The 16,024-nt window shown below is 58.9% G+C and carries 14 protein-coding genes; 6 read left to right on the top strand and 8 right to left on the bottom strand.

Annotated elements, in window-relative coordinates; all coding sequences use genetic code 11:
• The first annotated feature begins 8 nt into the window (after nt 1-8).
• From uxaC to ACOVRA_RS12935, 3 genes are read left to right on the top strand one after another with little or no spacing between them, the layout of a single operon-like run.
• Complete coding sequence (gene uxaC, locus ACOVRA_RS12945) at nt 9-1,436, top strand: glucuronate isomerase (protein ID WP_421720685.1); 1,428 nt, start codon at nt 9-11, stop codon at nt 1,434-1,436.
• A complete protein-coding gene (locus ACOVRA_RS12940; protein ID WP_421720659.1) occupies nt 1,393-2,913 on the top strand; it encodes a mannitol dehydrogenase family protein in 1,521 nt (506 codons plus the stop codon). Before uxaC ends, ACOVRA_RS12940 begins: the two co-directional genes overlap by 44 nt.
• Nucleotides 2,910-4,415 carry a UxaA family hydrolase gene (locus tag ACOVRA_RS12935; protein ID WP_421720658.1) on the top strand — a complete coding sequence of 502 codons (1,506 nt, stop codon included), beginning with the start codon at nt 2,910-2,912 and terminating at the stop codon, nt 4,413-4,415. Before ACOVRA_RS12940 ends, ACOVRA_RS12935 begins: the two co-directional genes overlap by 4 nt.
• A gap of 197 nt (nt 4,416-4,612) precedes the next feature.
• Here the strand turns inward: ACOVRA_RS12935 and thpR are convergent, their stop codons facing one another.
• Genes thpR through ACOVRA_RS12920 form a run of 3 tightly spaced genes read right to left on the bottom strand, consistent with a single transcriptional unit; the run spans nt 4,613 to nt 6,922 of the window.
• Nucleotides 4,613-5,155, bottom strand: coding sequence for an RNA 2',3'-cyclic phosphodiesterase (thpR, locus tag ACOVRA_RS12930; protein WP_421720657.1), 543 nt, complete (start codon nt 5,153-5,155; stop codon nt 4,613-4,615).
• Between the two features lie 14 nt (nt 5,156-5,169).
• Nucleotides 5,170-6,210, bottom strand: a complete 1,041-nt coding sequence (locus ACOVRA_RS12925) for an aldo/keto reductase (RefSeq protein WP_421720656.1) — start codon at nt 6,208-6,210, stop codon at nt 5,170-5,172.
• A 31-nt stretch (nt 6,211-6,241) separates the two neighbouring features.
• A complete protein-coding gene (locus ACOVRA_RS12920) occupies nt 6,242-6,922 on the bottom strand; it encodes an arylesterase (protein WP_421720655.1) in 681 nt (226 codons plus the stop codon).
• Nucleotides 6,923-6,982: 60 nt separating this feature from the next.
• On the opposite strand from ACOVRA_RS12920, the gene ACOVRA_RS12915 reads away from it, so the two are divergent.
• Together ACOVRA_RS12915 and ACOVRA_RS12910 are read left to right on the top strand one after the other, a co-directional pair.
• Entirely contained in the window at nt 6,983-7,669 is a 687-nt protein-coding gene (locus ACOVRA_RS12915; protein ID WP_290805028.1) for an ABC transporter ATP-binding protein, read from the top strand.
• Nucleotides 7,666-10,200: an ABC transporter permease gene (locus ACOVRA_RS12910; protein WP_421720654.1), complete on the top strand. Its 2,535-nt coding sequence runs from the start codon at nt 7,666-7,668 to the stop codon at nt 10,198-10,200. The genes ACOVRA_RS12915 and ACOVRA_RS12910 overlap by 4 nt, the downstream gene beginning before the upstream one ends.
• A gap of 16 nt (nt 10,201-10,216) precedes the next feature.
• Here ACOVRA_RS12910 and ACOVRA_RS12905 read toward each other — a convergent pair whose 3' ends face one another.
• The 5 genes from ACOVRA_RS12905 to rsfS form a co-directional block, all read right to left on the bottom strand.
• The gene (locus ACOVRA_RS12905; RefSeq protein ID WP_421720652.1) at nt 10,217-10,927 is read right to left on the bottom strand and encodes a M48 family metallopeptidase; all 711 of its coding nucleotides are present in this window, start codon (nt 10,925-10,927) and stop codon (nt 10,217-10,219) included.
• Between the two features lie 13 nt (nt 10,928-10,940).
• Entirely contained in the window at nt 10,941-12,380 is a 1,440-nt protein-coding gene (locus ACOVRA_RS12900) for a S41 family peptidase (RefSeq protein WP_421720651.1), read from the bottom strand.
• Nucleotides 12,381-12,525: 145 nt separating this feature from the next.
• Nucleotides 12,526-13,686 (bottom strand): murein hydrolase activator EnvC family protein, encoded by a 1,161-nt coding sequence (locus tag ACOVRA_RS12895; protein ID WP_421720650.1) that lies wholly within the window; start codon nt 13,684-13,686, stop codon nt 12,526-12,528.
• Between the two features lie 63 nt (nt 13,687-13,749).
• Entirely contained in the window at nt 13,750-14,220 is a 471-nt protein-coding gene (locus tag ACOVRA_RS12890) for a 23S rRNA (pseudouridine(1915)-N(3))-methyltransferase RlmH (protein WP_421720684.1), read from the bottom strand.
• Between the two features lie 2 nt (nt 14,221-14,222).
• Nucleotides 14,223-14,543 carry a ribosome silencing factor gene (gene rsfS / locus ACOVRA_RS12885; protein ID WP_367117183.1) on the bottom strand — a complete coding sequence of 107 codons (321 nt, stop codon included), beginning with the start codon at nt 14,541-14,543 and terminating at the stop codon, nt 14,223-14,225.
• A 190-nt stretch (nt 14,544-14,733) separates the two neighbouring features.
• Between rsfS and ACOVRA_RS12880 the strand changes: the two genes are divergently transcribed.
• On the top strand, nt 14,734-16,024 hold a 1,291-nt coding region (locus ACOVRA_RS12880; RefSeq protein WP_421720648.1), incomplete at its 3' end, for an HAD-IIIC family phosphatase.

Below are 16,024 nucleotides of genomic sequence, written 5' to 3'. Positions count from 1 at the left end.
TGACCTTTATGCCCCGCCCTTCTGCCTCTGCTTTAAGCCTGCATCCCGACCGCCTCTTTTCCTCGGACGCCACCCAACGCCAGATGGCGCGTAAGCTGTATGAGACTGTCAAAGACCTGCCGATCATCAGCCCGCACGGCCATACCGATCCCTCTTGGTTTGCGACCAATGCGCCCTTTACCAATCCAGCAGAGCTTCTGATTACGCCCGACCATTATGTGTTTCGCATGCTCTACAGCCAAGGCATGCCGATGGAGCGCTTAGGCGTGCCGCGGGCCGATGGTGGCTGGACCGAGACAGACCCGCGCAAGATTTGGCGTCTATTTGCTGAAAACTATTGGCGCTTCCGCGGCACCCCATCGCGCCTCTGGCATGACTGGGTCTATTCACACGTCTTTGGCCTAACAGTCCGCCTAGGCCCAGATACAGCCGACCACTATTACGATGTGATGGCTGAGAAGCTTGCCCAAGACGACTTCCTGCCGCGCGCTTTGTTTGAGCGCTTCAACATCGAAGTCATCGCCACAACCGAAAGCCCGCTCGACCTGTTGGAGCATCACCAAGCGATCGGCAGCTCTGGCTGGAAAGGCCGCGTCATCACGGCCTTCCGCCCCGACCCTGTGCTCGACCCGGACTATGAGGGCTTTGTCGATAATCTGCGCACCTTGTCAGAGATCACAGGCCAAGACGCGTTGACTTATGCGGGTTATCTCGCAGCCCTTCGCGACCGCCGCGCCTATTTCAGAGCCCATGGCGCGACCTCTACCGATCATGGCCATCCGACAGCAAAGACCGCGTGCCTGAGTGAGGAGGAGGCGACCACCCTGTTCGCGCGAGTGACCCAGGGGGTCGTGTCCGCAGACTACGCTGAAACCTTCCGCGCCCATATGTTGGTCGAAATGGCGGGCATGAGCCTTGAAGACGGTCTCGTCATGCAAATCCATCCGGGCAGCTATCGCAACCATAATGCGGGCGTCTTTACCCGCTTTGGTCGCGATAAGGGCAGCGATATTCCAACCCGCACCGATTATGTCCGCGACTTAAAGCCCTTGCTGGATCGCTATGGGAATGATCCGCGCCTATCGGTCATTGTCTTTACCTTGGACGAAAGCACTTATGCCCGCGAACTGGCCCCACTGGCAGGGCATTACCCTGCCTTGAAACTTGGGCCTGCTTGGTGGTTTCATGATAGCCCCGAAGGCATGCGGCGCTTCCGAGAGATGACGACCGAGACCGCAGGCTTTTACAACACCGTCGGCTTTAACGACGATACGCGGGCCTTCCTGTCCATTCCCGCGCGCCACGATGTTGCTCGCCGCATGGATTGTGCGTGGCTGGCGCAATTGGTGTCTGACCATCGTCTAGAGGCCGATGAGGCGGCTGAAATTGCCTATGACCTCGCCTATCGGCTCGCCAAAGAAGCCTATCGGTTGTGAGATGACGCGGCTTTCAGACACCCATCTCCCACAGGGCCTAGAAGGGCCTGCCTATGATCGACGGGCGGTGCGCGTGGGCCAAGTGCATCTGGGTGTCGGCGCATTCCACCGTGCGCATCAAGCAGTCTATACCGAAGCTTGCCTGACAGCGGGCGACCTGCGTTGGGGGATTGTGGGCGCGAGCTTGCGCAGCCCACAAGTGGCTGAACAGCTTAATCCGCAAGATGGGCTTTTTACCTGCCTCGTCCGCGAAGGTGCCGAAAGCCGGGCAAGCATCATCGGCGCGATCCAAAAAATCCTTGTCGCACCACAGAATCCCACTGCCTTGGTCGAGGCCATGGCCGCACCGGACGTCCATATCGTGACGCTGACAATTACCGAAAAAGGCTATCACCTTGATCCGGCCACTGGGGCGCTTCAGATGCAGGACAAGGCCATTGCCGCCGATTTCGCGCGACCAGATGCGCCCGCCACGGCCCCCGGTCTGTTGGTCGCAGCCTTAGCAGCCCGCAAGGTGCGTGGTATGAGCCCCTTCACCGCTCTGTCCTGCGATAATCTGCCTGACAATGGCGGCAGACTGAAACAAGCGGTGCTGGACTTTGCCCGCGCGCAAGACCCCGCCCTCGCCGATTGGATCGAGCGCTACGGCGCGTTCCCCGCCAGCATGGTTGACCGCATCGTTCCGGCCACCACGTCTGACGATCTTGCCCAGTTTGAAGCGCGCTTTGGCGTCCAAGATTTGGGCTTGGTCAAAACAGAACCCTTCTCGCAATGGGTGATTGAGGATCAGTTTGCGGGAGAACGACCGCAGTGGGAATTGGCCGGTGCGCAATTCACAGATGACGTCGCACCTTGGGAAATGGCCAAGCTGCGCCTGTTAAATGGCGCACACTCTGCCCTTGCCTATCTCGGCAATTTGGCGGGCTACCAAACCGTCGATCAAACCATGGCCAATCCCGCCTTTGAGCGTTTTGTTGACCGTCTCCAAGATGAAGCACAAAGCACACTGACCCCGCCACCTGGCCTTAAGTTGGCGGCCTATCGCAGCGACCTAAAGCAGCGGTTTAAGAATGCCGCTTTGATGCATAAGACCTATCAGATCGCCATGGATGGCTCGCAAAAATTGCCGCAACGCTTGTTGGCAACGATTGAAGCGAGAATATCGCGCGGGCAAGACTTTGCCTGCCTCGCGCTCGGCGTGGCAGGCTGGATGCGCTGGCAAGCGGGCGTCGACGAACAGGACCAGCCCTTTGAGGTGCAAGACCCCTTGGCGGCCAAAACAAGGGCGCTTTATCACAAGGGCCAAACCGGGTTTGAAAAGGCTGCAAGCCTATGCTCCCTTGAGGCCGTCTTTGGCCCAAAACTGCCTAGTGATCCCCGTTTTGTAGACGCGGTCGGCGCAGCGCTAGACGCACTCCTAAAACATGGCGCATGCGCAACTGTTGAAGCCCTTGTCCAGAAAGAAGCTGCGCGATGAAAGTCTTACGCCTGACGGATGCCGATGATGTCGGCATTGCCTTAGCGCCCTTGGCGGCAGGTGACGCACTGGGCCTTGGCGATATCTGCGCGCTTGAACCCATTGCCGCTGGCCACAAAGTCGCGTTGCGCCGGATTGAGGCAGGTAAGGCCATCGTTAAATATGGGGCCATCATCGGCCAAGCCTTGCAAAACATGGAGGCCGGTGCCCATGTCCACAGCCACAATCTGGGCTTTGTCGCGAGCAGCCAAGAAGCGATAATCGGGAGTGACTTAAAGGCCGGCCCGCCCGTCGTGACCCCGCGCAGCTTTGAGGGCTATCATCGTCCTGATGGCCAAGTCGGCACGCGCAATTATATCGGGGTTCTGACTTCGGTGAATTGCTCAGCGACGGTAGCCAAACGCATTGCCGCGTTTTTCCATGAAGACCGCATGGCAGAGTTCGTCCATGTCGATGGCGTCGCGGCCTTCACCCACACAACTGGCTGCGGCACCGCCAGCACGGGGGACGGGGTTGAAAATCTTCAGCGCACCTTGGCCGGCTATGCCCGCCATGCCAATTTCCATTCCGTCGTCATCATCGGGCTGGGGTGCGAGGTCAATCAGTTAGTCAGACTGGTCCAAGACATGGGCCTGACCCGCTCAGACCGCCTGCAAACCTTCACCATTCAAGACGTCGGCGGCACCGCCAGAGCCATCGAGCATGGGCGCGGACTGGTGCAAGAGCTGGTGCAAGAAGCCAATCACGCCCGCCGCACGACCGCCCCTGTCAGCGCCTTGACCCTTGGCCTACAATGCGGCGGGTCAGACGGTTGGTCTGGCGTGACGGCAAACCCGGCCTTAGGCGCTGCCAGCGACCTGTTGGTGGCCCATGGCGGCACCGCCATCCTGTCTGAAACGCCAGAAATCTATGGTGCGGAATATCTTCTGCTCCAACGTGCGAAGAATGCCGAAGTCGCGCAAGCCCTGAAGGACCGATTGGCTTGGTGGGAAGATTATGTCGGCAAGCATGGGGCCAGCCTCGATAACAACCCCTCACCCGGCAATAAGGCAGGCGGCCTCACCACCATATTGGAAAAGTCTTTGGGCGCGGTAGCCAAAAGTGGTTCCACGCCGCTCAATGCCGTTTATCGCTATGGGCAAGCCATCACCGAAAAGGGCTTTGTCTTCATGGATAGCCCCGGCTATGACCCCTGCAGTGCAACAGGCCAGATTGCTTCTGGCGCAAACCTGATCGCCTTTACCACCGGGCGCGGCAGCGTGTTTGGCTCTAAACCCAGCCCATGCTTGAAACTGGCCTCCAACCAAGCCCTCGCCCGCCATATGGATGAGGATATGGATATTGATTGCTCGCCCATCCTATCGGGCGAAAGCATTGAGGCTGCAGGCGCACGCATTTTTGAAGCGTTGATCGAAACCGCCTCTGGCAAGCTTACCCAGTCAGAAGCCTTGGGCCTTGGTGACGAAGAATTCGTGCCGTGGCAAATTGGGGCGTTTCTTTAGAGGTCGCAGGCTCCATCGTTTCTATCGAAACGAATCCTGCTCTAGTTTTTAAAGGCCGCAGGCTCCATCGTTTCTGTCGAAACGAATCCTGCTCTCGTTTTTAGAGGTCGCAGGCTCCATCGTTTCTGTCGAAACGAATCCTGCTCTCGTTTTTAGAGGTCGCAGGCTCCATCGTTTCTGTCGAAACGAATCCTGCTCTAGCCAATCAACGGATATTCCGCCTCAACCCCATAAAGGTTTGAGCCCTTTTTCGTGATGTGGCTGGCGTACAAGTAAAAGCGGTCAGCCGTCCATGGCCCTGCTTTGAACAAATTATGGCGGGCTTGATAGGCAACGACCGCCTCCAAACTATGGCCATCTTGCAGATAGCACGTGGTGACATGGGGGGTGTAAGCGCGGGTATCGGGGTCTAGACCCACTTGTCGACAAGCCCGTTCACACGCCCGTTGCAAGTGGTTCAACGCCTCATTTGGGCCGACGCCCATCCAAGCCGCATGGGGCTTTGAATTGCCGAAGAAGCCAGAGCCCTGCAGTGCCAATTCAAAGGGTGCGACGCGGATATCGGCCAAAGCCAAATCTAAGTCGGTGGCTTGGGCTTCATCTACCTCGCCAACAAAGCGCAAGGTGATATGCAAATTATCCCGCTTGCTCCATGAGGCCCGCTCCAGCCCGCTTTGGGTTTTCTGCACGGCGTCAGCAATCGCGTCGGGCAAGGGCAAGGCAACAAAGAGGCGCAGCATGGAATTAGCTGATCTTAGGGGCAGGGATTGGGGATGGTCGAGTGCAGGGTCTCGACAGCGGCCTCAAGCTCTGGCGTCCAAGGCTTGTCGAACGCATCAATCGCATGGCTCAATTGGTCCATCGTCGTCGCCCCGATAATGACCGACGTCATGAATTCCCGCGTGGCGCAGAACTTCAGCGCCAATTGCACCGGTGTCATGTCATGGGCGGCAGCCAATTCCATATAGGACTTGATCGCAGGCTCTGCCCCCGGCCCCTGATAACGCTGACCGCGCTCAAACAAGGTCGTGCGGGCACCGGGCGGACGCGCGCCGCCCAGATATTTGCCAGTCAAATAGCCCTGCGCCAAAGGCGAATAGGCCAGTAGGCCAACATTTTCGCGCATGGAAACTTCGGCAAGGCCGGTTTCAAACGTGCGATTGACGAGATTATAGGCGTTCTGGATGGTTGCGATGCGCGGGAGACCATTGCACTCGGCCTCTTCGACAAAGCGCATCACGCCCCAAGCGGTCTCGTTCGACACGCCAATATGGCGGATCGCACCCTTCTGGACCCAAGGGTCTAGAGCGGCCAACACCTCTTCAAAGGCGGTATAGTCATCCTTGTAATCGCGATAGCTCCAGCCGCCGAACATGTTCACGCGGCGGTCGGGCCAATGGATCTGATAGAGGTCGAGATAGTCGGTCTGCAGGCGCTTCAGGCTCTTCTCAATCGCTTCATCGATGTTGGCCTTATTGACGCGGGAGCCTTCGCCCGAGTCGCGGAACCAATTCATCGGCGAGCGGCCAGCCACTTTCGAAGCCAAGAAAATCTTATCGCGGGTGCCGCGTGCCTTCATCCAGGTACCAATGATCCGCTCAGTCGCGCCGCTGGTTTCTGGGCGCGGAGGAATGGCGTAAAGCTCTGCCGTGTCAAAGAAATTGATACCGCGCTCAAAAGCATAGTCCATTTGGGCATGGCCTTCGGCTTCGGTATTTTGCTCGCCATAGGTCATGGTGCCGAGGCAAATCAGCGGGACGGACTGGCCAGTGCGGCCGAGAGGTTTCATGATCATGGCGTGAGTTCCTTGTAGCGGCGAGCAGGGTTTAGGGGCGCTTGGGCTTTAGACCAAATGATTTTGCCACAAAGGGCACAAGGCGGGCAGCAATCCGGTCGGCCCCCACAGGGTTTGGATGGATGCCATCGGCTTGGTTGAGCGTCGGGTTAAGGGCCACGCCTTCCAACACAAAGGGGTCGAGCGGGATGTTATGTTTGCGGGCAAGACTTGGGTAAATGGCGTCAAACCGCGCCCGATAATCCGCCCCCCAATTGCTGGGTGCCCGCATGCCGAGCAGTGCGACTTTCAAGCCGCGTGCCTTTGCCCGCGCGATCATTGCATCAATATTCTTCTTGGCGTCTTCCGGGCTGCGCCCTTGCAGCATGTCATTGGCCCCAATCGCCAAGAGCACGGCGTCCGTCCCGCGCGGCACGGCGAAATCAAACCGCGCGAGAGCCCCTGCCGTCGTGTCGCCGGACAGGCCGGCATTGGCGATACGCAATTCATAGCCCGCGGTCTTTAAACGCGCCTCAAGACGGGCCGGAAAGGCTTCGCTGCGCTTCACGCCCAGCCCTGCCGTCAAGGAATCGCCAAAAGCGACAATGGTAAAGGGCTTGGGTCGCGCCGCTTTGCCGGCTTGAGCGGCAGCCTCCTTGCCCGTCAGCACCATTGCAGCGCTGAGGGTCACAAAAGCTCGACGGGTGGTGAAAAACGGTGGCAAGTGCAACATGACGCTTATTTAAGCCTTCGCACCCATTGCGACAGCCCCTTTCTAGATTATGTGCAGTCTATGACCCAAAATGATATTGTCCTCTCGCTTCACAACGTAACCCTGTCGCTGCCCGGCGCGGACGGCCCCGTCCATATCCTCAAAGGGATCGATGGCGAGATAAGGGCTGGCGAGATTGTGGCGATCACTGGCCGATCAGGCTCTGGCAAGTCCAGCCTGTTGGCGGTCTCAACCGGGTTGGAGCCTGCCAGTGGTGGCTCGGTCAAGCTGTTGGGCACTGAGCTTGTTGGTCTGAATGAAGACCAATTGGCCGCCGTGCGGCGCGGACGCATTGGCATTGTGTTTCAAGCCTTCCACCTCCTGCCCAATATGACGGCGCTGGAGAATGTCGCGACCGCGCTGGAGACCGCCGACATTTCAACCGGCAAGACGGCGCGCGACGCGGCCGCTGCCGCGCTGGAGAAAGTGGGCCTCAGCCATCGGCTCAAACATTATCCAAGCCAGTTGTCGGGTGGCGAACAACAGCGCGTCGCCGTGGCGCGTGCCACCGTGATCCAACCCAAATTGATCTTTGCAGATGAGCCGACCGGCAATCTGGACCAAGCCGCCGGCCAATCGGTTCGTGACCTGTTATTTGATGCCGCGCGCAGCCAAGGCGCGGCTTTGGTACTGGTCACCCATGAAGCCAGCCTCGCTGCCGCTTGCGACCGGATTGTGCGCCTTGAAGATGGGAAGGTCGCTTCGTGACGCGCTGGTCCTATGCGTTCAACATTGCGGTGGCAGAGCTGCGCAGCGGCATTAAAGGGTTCCGCCTGTTTCTCGTCTGTCTGGCCATTGGCGTCGCCGCGATTGCCGCAGCGGGCAGTATGGCCCAAGCCTTTCGATCCGGCTTGGATGCTGAGCAACGGCGCATTTTAGGTGGCGACTTTGTCCTAAACTTGCGGCAGCGCACGCCAAGCCCAGAACAACTCACCTTCTTCAATGCGCGCGGCACCACATCATTGGCTATTGATAGCAATACGATGGGGACGTCCGGTGAGGTTAGGCGACTGATCCAATTACGCGCGGTCGATCAAGTCCACCCGCTTGAGGGCAGTGTCACCCTAGCCCCACAACAGCCTTTGCAGGGCCTGTTGGCTGAAAAAAATGGTGTCTGGGGTGCCGTCGCCGAACAGGCCTTGCTGGATGCGTTCAAGCTGAAAGTGGGCGATGAGATCGCGCTTCCTTATGGCAAGGTACAAATCCGCGCGGTCTTGTTGAAAGAACCAGATGCGCTCGGTCGCGGCTTCGCCTTTTCGCCGCGACTGATGGTGTCCACGGCGGCGCTTAAGCCCCTCAATCTCGCCCAACCCGGCGCCCTTTTTTCCTCGGCACTTCGGGTGAAGCTGAAAGATGCAGTTGCGGCGCCCGCCACCAAGGCCGCCTTCGACAAGGCTTTTCCGGCTGATAAAGCTTCCTTGCGGGATAAGTCTCGCTCGGCGGAAGGGTTTGATCGCGCACTCGACCGGGTTGAACTCTTTCTGTCGTGCGTTGGCTTTGCCGCCCTTTTGGCCGGGGGCTTAGGCGTAGCTGGTGCCGTACGCGGGCATTTACAAACCCGGCGCGGCTCGATCGCCATTCTTAAAGCCATGGGTGCATCAGGCGGGGATGTACGTCTGGCCTATGGCCTACAGATTTTGTGCTTGGCACTTTTGGGTGCCCTCTTGGGTGTCGTGATCGGCGGGGCCGCGCCCTTCTTGACGTCTTGGGCTTATGGTAGTGCCCTGCCCATCCCGATTGAGCTGACCTTGTTTCCAAAGCCTTTGGCCTCTGCCGCTGGGATTGGCCTGTTGTGTGCTTTTGCCTTTGCCGCGCCCCCCTTGGGTGCCGCACGCGCGACACCGCCTTCCCATTTGCTGCGCGGTGGCGTTGGCGATAGCCCGACGCCCATCGTGGAGCGTATCGCGGCCATGATTGGCCTTGTGGCGCTCGCAAGCCTGTTCGCGCTGACGAGCCCCGATCCCGTGATGGCAATCTTATTGGCGATTGGCGCAGGTCTTGGCTGGCTGGCTTTCTATGGCTTAGGAAAAGCTGCACAAGTTATCGCCCATCGCGCCCCTCGACCTGGTGGGGCTTGGGGATTGGGGCTTGCAGCTCTCGGCGGTCCTGGTTCGCTTGCCCCCGCTGCGGCACCTGCTTTGGGTCTAGGCCTCGCCCTGCTGGTAGCGCTCGGGCAAATCCAGTCCAATTTGGTCGCGCAAGTGCGCGATACCGCCCCCGCTAAGGCCCCCAGCGTGGCTTATACCGAGATCCCCGATCTGAAGGCGCTTGAGTTCGACGCCTTGGTCAAAGCGACCGTTCCCCGTCTGAAACCAGAGGATTACGCGCGCACGCCCGTCATGACGATCCGGGTGATCTCGCTCAATGGTCAAGAGATCGATGTCGAGAAGGTCAAGCCGTCCGAGCGCTGGTTTGTTGAACAAGAAATCGGCTCCACCTGGCAGGCCAAGCAGCCGGAAGGTGCGAAGTTGACGGCAGGTACGTGGTGGCCTGTGGACTATAATGATCCGTTTGAGGCCAAAGTCAGCCTTGAGTCCGAAGCCGCCGAAGGCATTGGGGCCAAAGTTGGTGATACGATTGGCATCTTGGTCTCGGGACGCGAGATTGAGGCCAAAGTTGAAAACCTGCGCGAAGTCGATTGGGGTGGCTTTGGCGCGAACTTCGCTGTCGTCTTCGCCCCCGGTGCCTTTGAAGGCGCACAATTCCGCCACTTCGCCATAGCGCGTCTTTCACGAGACGAAGAGGCGCAAATGACCAAGGCGATGGCCAAGGATTTTCCCGCCGTCGGCATTGTGCGCGTGCGCGATGCTTTGGCCGCGGCGGGCGATTTGTTTGAAAGCCTCGCCATCGCCATTCAGGCGATTGCCGCTGTCGCTCTGGCCGCAGGTGGCGCTGCTGTCGCCGGGGCCTTGGCGGCGGGCAGTCGCAGGCGGCTCTATGAAGCGGCGATCCTGAAAAGCCTTGGGGCCAGTCGGGCTCGCATTGTCGGCGCGATGGCGATTGAACAGGCCTGTGCGGGCTTGATTGCGGCGCTGATTGGTGCAGGCCTTGGCCTAGGTGCCGCCTATGTAATCGTCATCCAGGTGTTGGAGGCCGACTGGTTACTGAATCTAGGCTTGGTTGGTTCCATTGTCGGCGGCGCGGTTACGGTCTTCGCGCTGGCTGGCGTGGCGATTGGCTTTGCCGCCCTTGGCCGTCCGCCCTACCGAGTGCTCTCGGCAGCAGCCGAATTCGGCTAGGTGCGCAAAGTTTCAATTAGGCGCCGAGCGCTTGAAGCTGGCCGCCTTGGCTTTTGAGCCAAGCACGGGCTGGCTTCCAGTCGGGCATGAGGCGCGTCACATGGGCCCAGAAGGCGGGCGAGTGATTGAGTTCCAGCAAATGCGCCATCTCATGGGCGACGACATATTCGAACACTTTTGGCGGGGCACCAATCAAACGCCATGACAGCATGATATCGCCGCGCGAGGTACACGACCCCCAGCGGGACCGCGTGTCGCGCAGCGCAATGGAGGTCGCTTCCTTGCCAAGGCGTGGGGCAAAAACGTCCGCATAATTCACGGCATCCGATTGCGCAAAAGCTTTGAGGGCCACGGCGACCCGCGCACTAAAACGGGCGGGTGTGGCGGCAATCACCAAACGCGGTTCAACCCCATCTTGAAAAACCGGTGCCCCACGTCCGGCCACGCGCACCAATTGGGTGGGACGACCGCGAAACAGAATCTCACCCCCTTCAACAAAGGGCGCTGGTGCGGGCAGCGCATCCAAGCGCGCCTCGATCCAAGCAGCATTCTCTTGCACAAAGCCTAAGGCCTGCTTTTGGGAGACGCGCAACGGGCCACTCACCACCAAGCGCCGCTTGATTGGGTCGACGCGCATCGTCAAGCGCTTGGCACCACGACGGCCGGTAAAGCAGGCTTCAACACTGCGCCCAGATGGCAGGCTTAATTGGGCTAGCTTTGCCACCATGCCTCTGCCGCCCTTAGTTTGGCGTGACAGGAGCCCCGGACACGGGCGAACGCGAACCGTCAGCGGGCTTGTTTTCCGCGCGGCGCGTCGTGATTGCAGGGGTGCGCTTTGGCAGGCCAGCGGTCAGCAATTCATAGGCGCGCTTCAACTGATAATCCTCGGTTTCCTTCCAGCCGACAGGTGGCATTTCCGCAGGCATGTGCGGGGGCTTGCGCTTGACGCCACTTTCATTGTCGAGCGCATGGGGAAGATCTTCCTCACCTTGGAACAGCGCCTTACGCTCTTTCAATTGCTCTTCGGTGATGCGTACGGCGCTGATCTCAATATCGGGTTCAATGCCCGCACCTTGGATCGAGCGACCCGCTGGGGTGTAATATTTGGACGTCGTCAGACGCAACGCACCATCCCGACCATTGCGCAAGGGAATGACCGTCTGGACAGAGCCCTTGCCGAAGGACGCGGTCCCAACAATCGTCGCACGACCGCGATCCTGCAACGCACCGGCAACAATTTCAGATGCAGAAGCCGTGCCTTCATTGATCAAGACCACCATCGGCACACCGGCCAAACGCTCACCTGGCGTGCCATAATAGCGCTGGATATCGTCAGCGCGGCGACCACGGGTGGAGACGACTTCGCCGCGATCCATAAAGACATCCGTCACTTCAATCGCTTGATCCAAAAGACCACCGCCATTATTGCGCATGTCGAGCACAATACCCTTTAGGCGGCCACCCAATTGGCGCTGGATGTCGTCAATTGCTTTGTTGAGCCCTTCCGACGTGCGCTCATTCACAAAGGTGGAGATACGGATATAGCCGTAATCGCCTTGAATCTTGCTGGTCACAGGCTTCAGCACGATGGTCTCGCGCATCACTTTGGCAACGAACGGCTCTTGGCCCTCGCGCGCAACCGTGACGTCAATCGAGGTTCCAACGGGGCCGCGCATTTTCTTTACAGCTTCATCGAGTGGCAAGCCAAGGATTGACGCGCCATCCACCGCTATCAGCTTATCGCCAGCCTTGATGCCTGCGCGGACAGCCGGGCTATCATCCATCGGCGAGATCACTTTCACCGCGCCGTCTTCGCTGGTCACTTCAATGCCGATACCGCCATATTCACCCTTGGTGGAGACCTGCATATTATTGAAGGCTTCAGCGTCAAGAAAGCTCGAATGCGGGTCGAGGGATTGCAGCATGCCATCAATGGCGGCAGCCACCAATTTATCGTCCTTAGTCGGCACAACATAATCGGTGCGCACGCGCGCCATCACATCGGCGAAAATCTCTAACTGACGCAGCGTGTCCTCACCCTTTGCCGCAGGTGCCGCATTGTCCGGGCGCCCACCAGCCGACCACGCAACCGCCGTAGCGCCCAAAGCGGCACCCAGTCCCAATGTCCCGGCCAAGACTGGCGCAATCCACCAGCGCTGTGTCTTTTGGGAATCTGTCATAAGCGGCTACTCCGAGTGGCTAAGGCCATGAGATCTTCAACAAACTTGTATCGTCTATATAGTTCAAGCAAAGTGGTTAAGCACCACCTACCACAGTTGATTGCGGTGATTTAATCTACAGTCGGACCACCGTAAACAGGCGCACTTACGTGCCGTTTGGCCTCTTAAGCCACAGATTGGGGTTTTGCGGTGTGCTTTGCTTGCGCACTTCCATATAAAGATCGGGCACAATGCGACTATCCGTCGCCATTTCACCAATCGGTTCGCCTGCTAAAACTTCTTGGCCAGCCTCGGCATAAATCGTCGCCATGCCAGCTAAAACAATGTGATAGCCGTTTCCAACATTCAAAATCATCACCCGTCCATACGAACGGAAGGGGCCCGCAAACTCTACTTCGCCATCATAGGGGGACACGACTTGCGCCGAACGACGGGTTCGGATGGTGATGCCTTCGGACCGCCCGCCACTTTCCAATGCAGCCCCAAACCCTGTGACAACTTGGCCATTAGCCGGATAGGACACTGTGCCCATCGCACGGTCAAAACCGCGCGCGAAGTCGGAGCCGTCCTGTTGTTGCTGGGGGTCAAGTCCCGGGACCGAGCCGCCGAGCCGGATCACCAAGTCACGCAAATCATTGGCGCGCCGCACAATCTCAGAAATCCGCGCCCGCTCTGTGTCGGCATCGCGCATGATACGGGCCTGCACCATGCGTCGTTCTTGGATCAAGGAACCGATCGTCTGACGCGCGATCATCAAACGGGTGTTGCTGTCACGGTAGCTGGTATTTTGCATCAGGATCGACTCGCGAAGACCCTGCAGCTTGGCAATATCGGCCGCAGCTTGCTTGGCGCGATCATCTAGCATTGGGGCAATTTCGCCCATCAAAATGGCGACACGGGCAGCTTCGGCGGCATTTTTGGGCCGCACAGCTAGGGCCGGTGGGCGGTCGCGCTCCATCGCGATCAAGGCAATCACGACATCTTCTAAAGCATCGCGATTGCTGGCGAGTTTTGTATTTAATTGCTTTTCCTGCGCGCGCATCTGGATCAGGCGCACTTCGGAACGCTCCACTTCGCGTTCGAGACGGTCGCGGTCTTCCGCAGCCGCGACGAGTTTTTTCCGCAAAGCTTCTGCATCGCCTGCGACGCGATTGGCATCATCGACAAGGGTACCGACCCGCTCTTCCCGCCGTTGACGTTCGGCTTCCAAGCGCTTCAACTCCTGCTCGGCGGAGCTTTGGCCGTAGACCGGCATGGCTGCGCCCAGCGTCACACACAACAGCAGGATCGTTCGAAGTCTGCGCATGCCTGCAGAGATAGCCAGATTTGGGGCGGCGGTCACCTCAGTGTTACAGGGCCGCTTTGGGCTCTAGACGCGGTGATACGGCGTCCCTGCAAGGATAGAGACAGCGCGATAAATCTGCTCTGCCGCCATGGCCCGTACGAGCTTGTGTGGCCAAGTCCAAGAGCCAAAGGCCAGCTTCATCGAGGCAGCTTCGGTCAGGGCTTTGCCGTGTCCATCAGGTCCACCAATGGCCAACACAATGTGGCGTTGGCCTTGATCGCGCAGGCTGGCCAAGCGATTGGCAAAGCCGACGGAGCCCGGCGCTTCGCCGCGTTCATCCAGCGCGATGATGAAACTGCCTGTCTCAATCGCCGCCAACAAGGCCGCAGCCTCTTTGTCACGGTCAGGCTCGCGCAGACGCGGGTCGACCTCAGCCAAGCGAACGGATTTGATGCCCAACGGCTTACCCATGGCATCGGCACGGCCGAGCCAGTCCAACGTCATCGCTTGTTCGGGTTCTTGTGCCTTAAGCCGCCCAATGGCAGCCAAAGTCACATTCAAGCAGCACCTGCCGCGTGGCGGGTTTCCCCGGTCCAAATACGCTCAATCGCATAAAAGGCGCGCACTTCGGGCCGGAAGATGTGGGCGACGATATCGCCAGCATCAATCAACACCCAATCAGCATTGGGCAGACCTTCAACGCGCGCCTTGCCAACGCCCGCATCTTTCAGCTTGCGCACAATATGGTCTGCGATCGCGGCGACATGGCGCTGCGAGCGGCCAGAGGCGACGATAATCGCGTCTGCGATGGAGCTTTTGCCTGTTAAATCAATGCACAGCACATCTTCTGCTTGGTCGTCATCCAAAGATGCGAGGATGATGTCTTTCAGATCAGGATTTTGAGTATCACTTAGTTCGGACGACAGGGTCTTGGCCTTTCAGAAACTTGAAGCCTTCCCTAGCACATATGAAGTCAAAATGCATGCCCTGTTGCAGGCAGTGCGGAACTGGAGCGGAAAATGGTTTTTTAAGGCCAAGCTGATAGACGACTTACAAAGGGGTTTGGTGATGAAAGAGACGGTGGCGTTGGATAGTGCTCAGGCCCGAATGCGGCTGCCTGAAGCTATGGCCGACGCCCGCGCGACCACCTTCGATCTGATCCAAGACCGCAGCATGATCGTGTGGGGCGAACATTGCTCTGAATGTGCCGCGCCCACCTGCTATACCGCCTGCAGCTTCTATACCCCACGCCCAGATGGCCATTGCCGCCGTTTTGCCCATGGCATGGAAACCATCGATACCGGGTCAGCCAACAAAACCCCCTTAACCCGGATCGCTTTCCGCCGCTGGGGCAAGCTGGAAGGACGCGGGCCGGTTGGCGCGCTCGAAAAAGCAGACGCGGCAAACCTAGAACAAGCGCTGCAACCGGCTCTCGGCCTTGGCTTGGCTTTCTTGGCCCGGCGCGAAGCCCGCGCACGCACCGCCAAGCATCAGGCGTTAGGACAAAAAGCGCCCGGCGAATTCGACGCGTTTATGATCGAGGGTGCCGCCCTTTCTGCCGAGACGATCTCTTTCACCTTGACCTTTGTCCCGGTCGACAAGGCTAGCCCCGCTTTGTTTCAGAGCCAGTTTTCGTTGAACGCAGACTGGACTCGCGTCTCGATCCCGGTCGCAGATATTGCGCGCACCATCGACCTCGCCCAAGATTGTCTCGTTCAGATCGAGCCTGTCGGCGAAGCCGAAGGTCTGGAAGTGCTGTTCGGCCTGTGTGATTTTGTGACTTGGGCCAAGGCGGCCCAATCAATCGCACCTCCCTCTGCCCCCAGCACGCCCGCTGCCAAAGCCAAAGTCGTGATCTGGGACCTCGACCATACGATCTGGGACGGCATTCTGGTCGAAGATGGGCCAGAGGGCGTGGTGGTGAAGCCGGGCATTCGCGAGATGATCGAAGCCCTCGATGCGCGCGGGATCCTCCAATCGGTTGCCAGCAAGAATAACCATGATGAGGCGGTGGCCGCCCTCGCCCATCATGGCCTTCTCGACTACATGCTCGCCCCACAGATCAGTTGGGGCCCCAAAAGCGCGGCCTTGGCCCGGATAGCCGAAACCCTCAATCTGGGCCTCGATTCCTTTGTTTTCATCGATGATCAGCCGTTTGAGCGCGGCGAAGTGGGCGAAGCCCACAAGGCGGTAACTGTGCTGGCCGATACCGAAGCGCTCACCCTCTTGGATCGTCCGCAATTTGACGTGCCCGTGACGCCCGAAAGCAAGGGCCGCCGCGCACTTTATGCGGTGGAAGCCGCACGCGCTCTGGCTGCGGAGTCTGCGGCTGGTGATATGGACCAATTCCTACGCAGTT

Source organism: Aquidulcibacter sp. (genome assembly GCF_049239865.1).
Taxonomy (GTDB): domain Bacteria; phylum Pseudomonadota; class Alphaproteobacteria; order Caulobacterales; family Aquidulcibacteraceae; genus Aquidulcibacter.
Note: the sequence above shows the minus strand (reverse complement) of the source record. Positions and strands in the feature narration are given on the sequence as shown.

Coding starts and splice junctions, on each gene's coding strand:
- uxaC (WP_421720685.1), top strand. CDS start 9: ATGCCCCGCCCTTCTGCCTCTGCTTTAAGCCTGCATCCCGACCGCCTC.
- ACOVRA_RS12895 (WP_421720650.1), bottom strand. CDS start 13,686: ATGCGCAGACTTCGAACGATCCTGCTGTTGTGTGTGACGCTGGGCGCA.
- ACOVRA_RS12935 (WP_421720658.1), top strand. CDS start 2,910: ATGAAAGTCTTACGCCTGACGGATGCCGATGATGTCGGCATTGCCTTA.
- thpR (WP_421720657.1), bottom strand. CDS start 5,155: ATGCTGCGCCTCTTTGTTGCCTTGCCCTTGCCCGACGCGATTGCTGAC.
- ACOVRA_RS12940 (WP_421720659.1), top strand. CDS start 1,393: ATGACCTCGCCTATCGGCTCGCCAAAGAAGCCTATCGGTTGTGAGATG.
- ACOVRA_RS12925 (WP_421720656.1), bottom strand. CDS start 6,210: ATGATCATGAAACCTCTCGGCCGCACTGGCCAGTCCGTCCCGCTGATT.
- ACOVRA_RS12900 (WP_421720651.1), bottom strand. CDS start 12,380: ATGACAGATTCCCAAAAGACACAGCGCTGGTGGATTGCGCCAGTCTTG.
- ACOVRA_RS12920 (WP_421720655.1), bottom strand. CDS start 6,922: ATGTTGCACTTGCCACCGTTTTTCACCACCCGTCGAGCTTTTGTGACC.
- ACOVRA_RS12915 (WP_290805028.1), top strand. CDS start 6,983: ATGACCCAAAATGATATTGTCCTCTCGCTTCACAACGTAACCCTGTCG.
- ACOVRA_RS12905 (WP_421720652.1), bottom strand. CDS start 10,927: ATGGTGGCAAAGCTAGCCCAATTAAGCCTGCCATCTGGGCGCAGTGTT.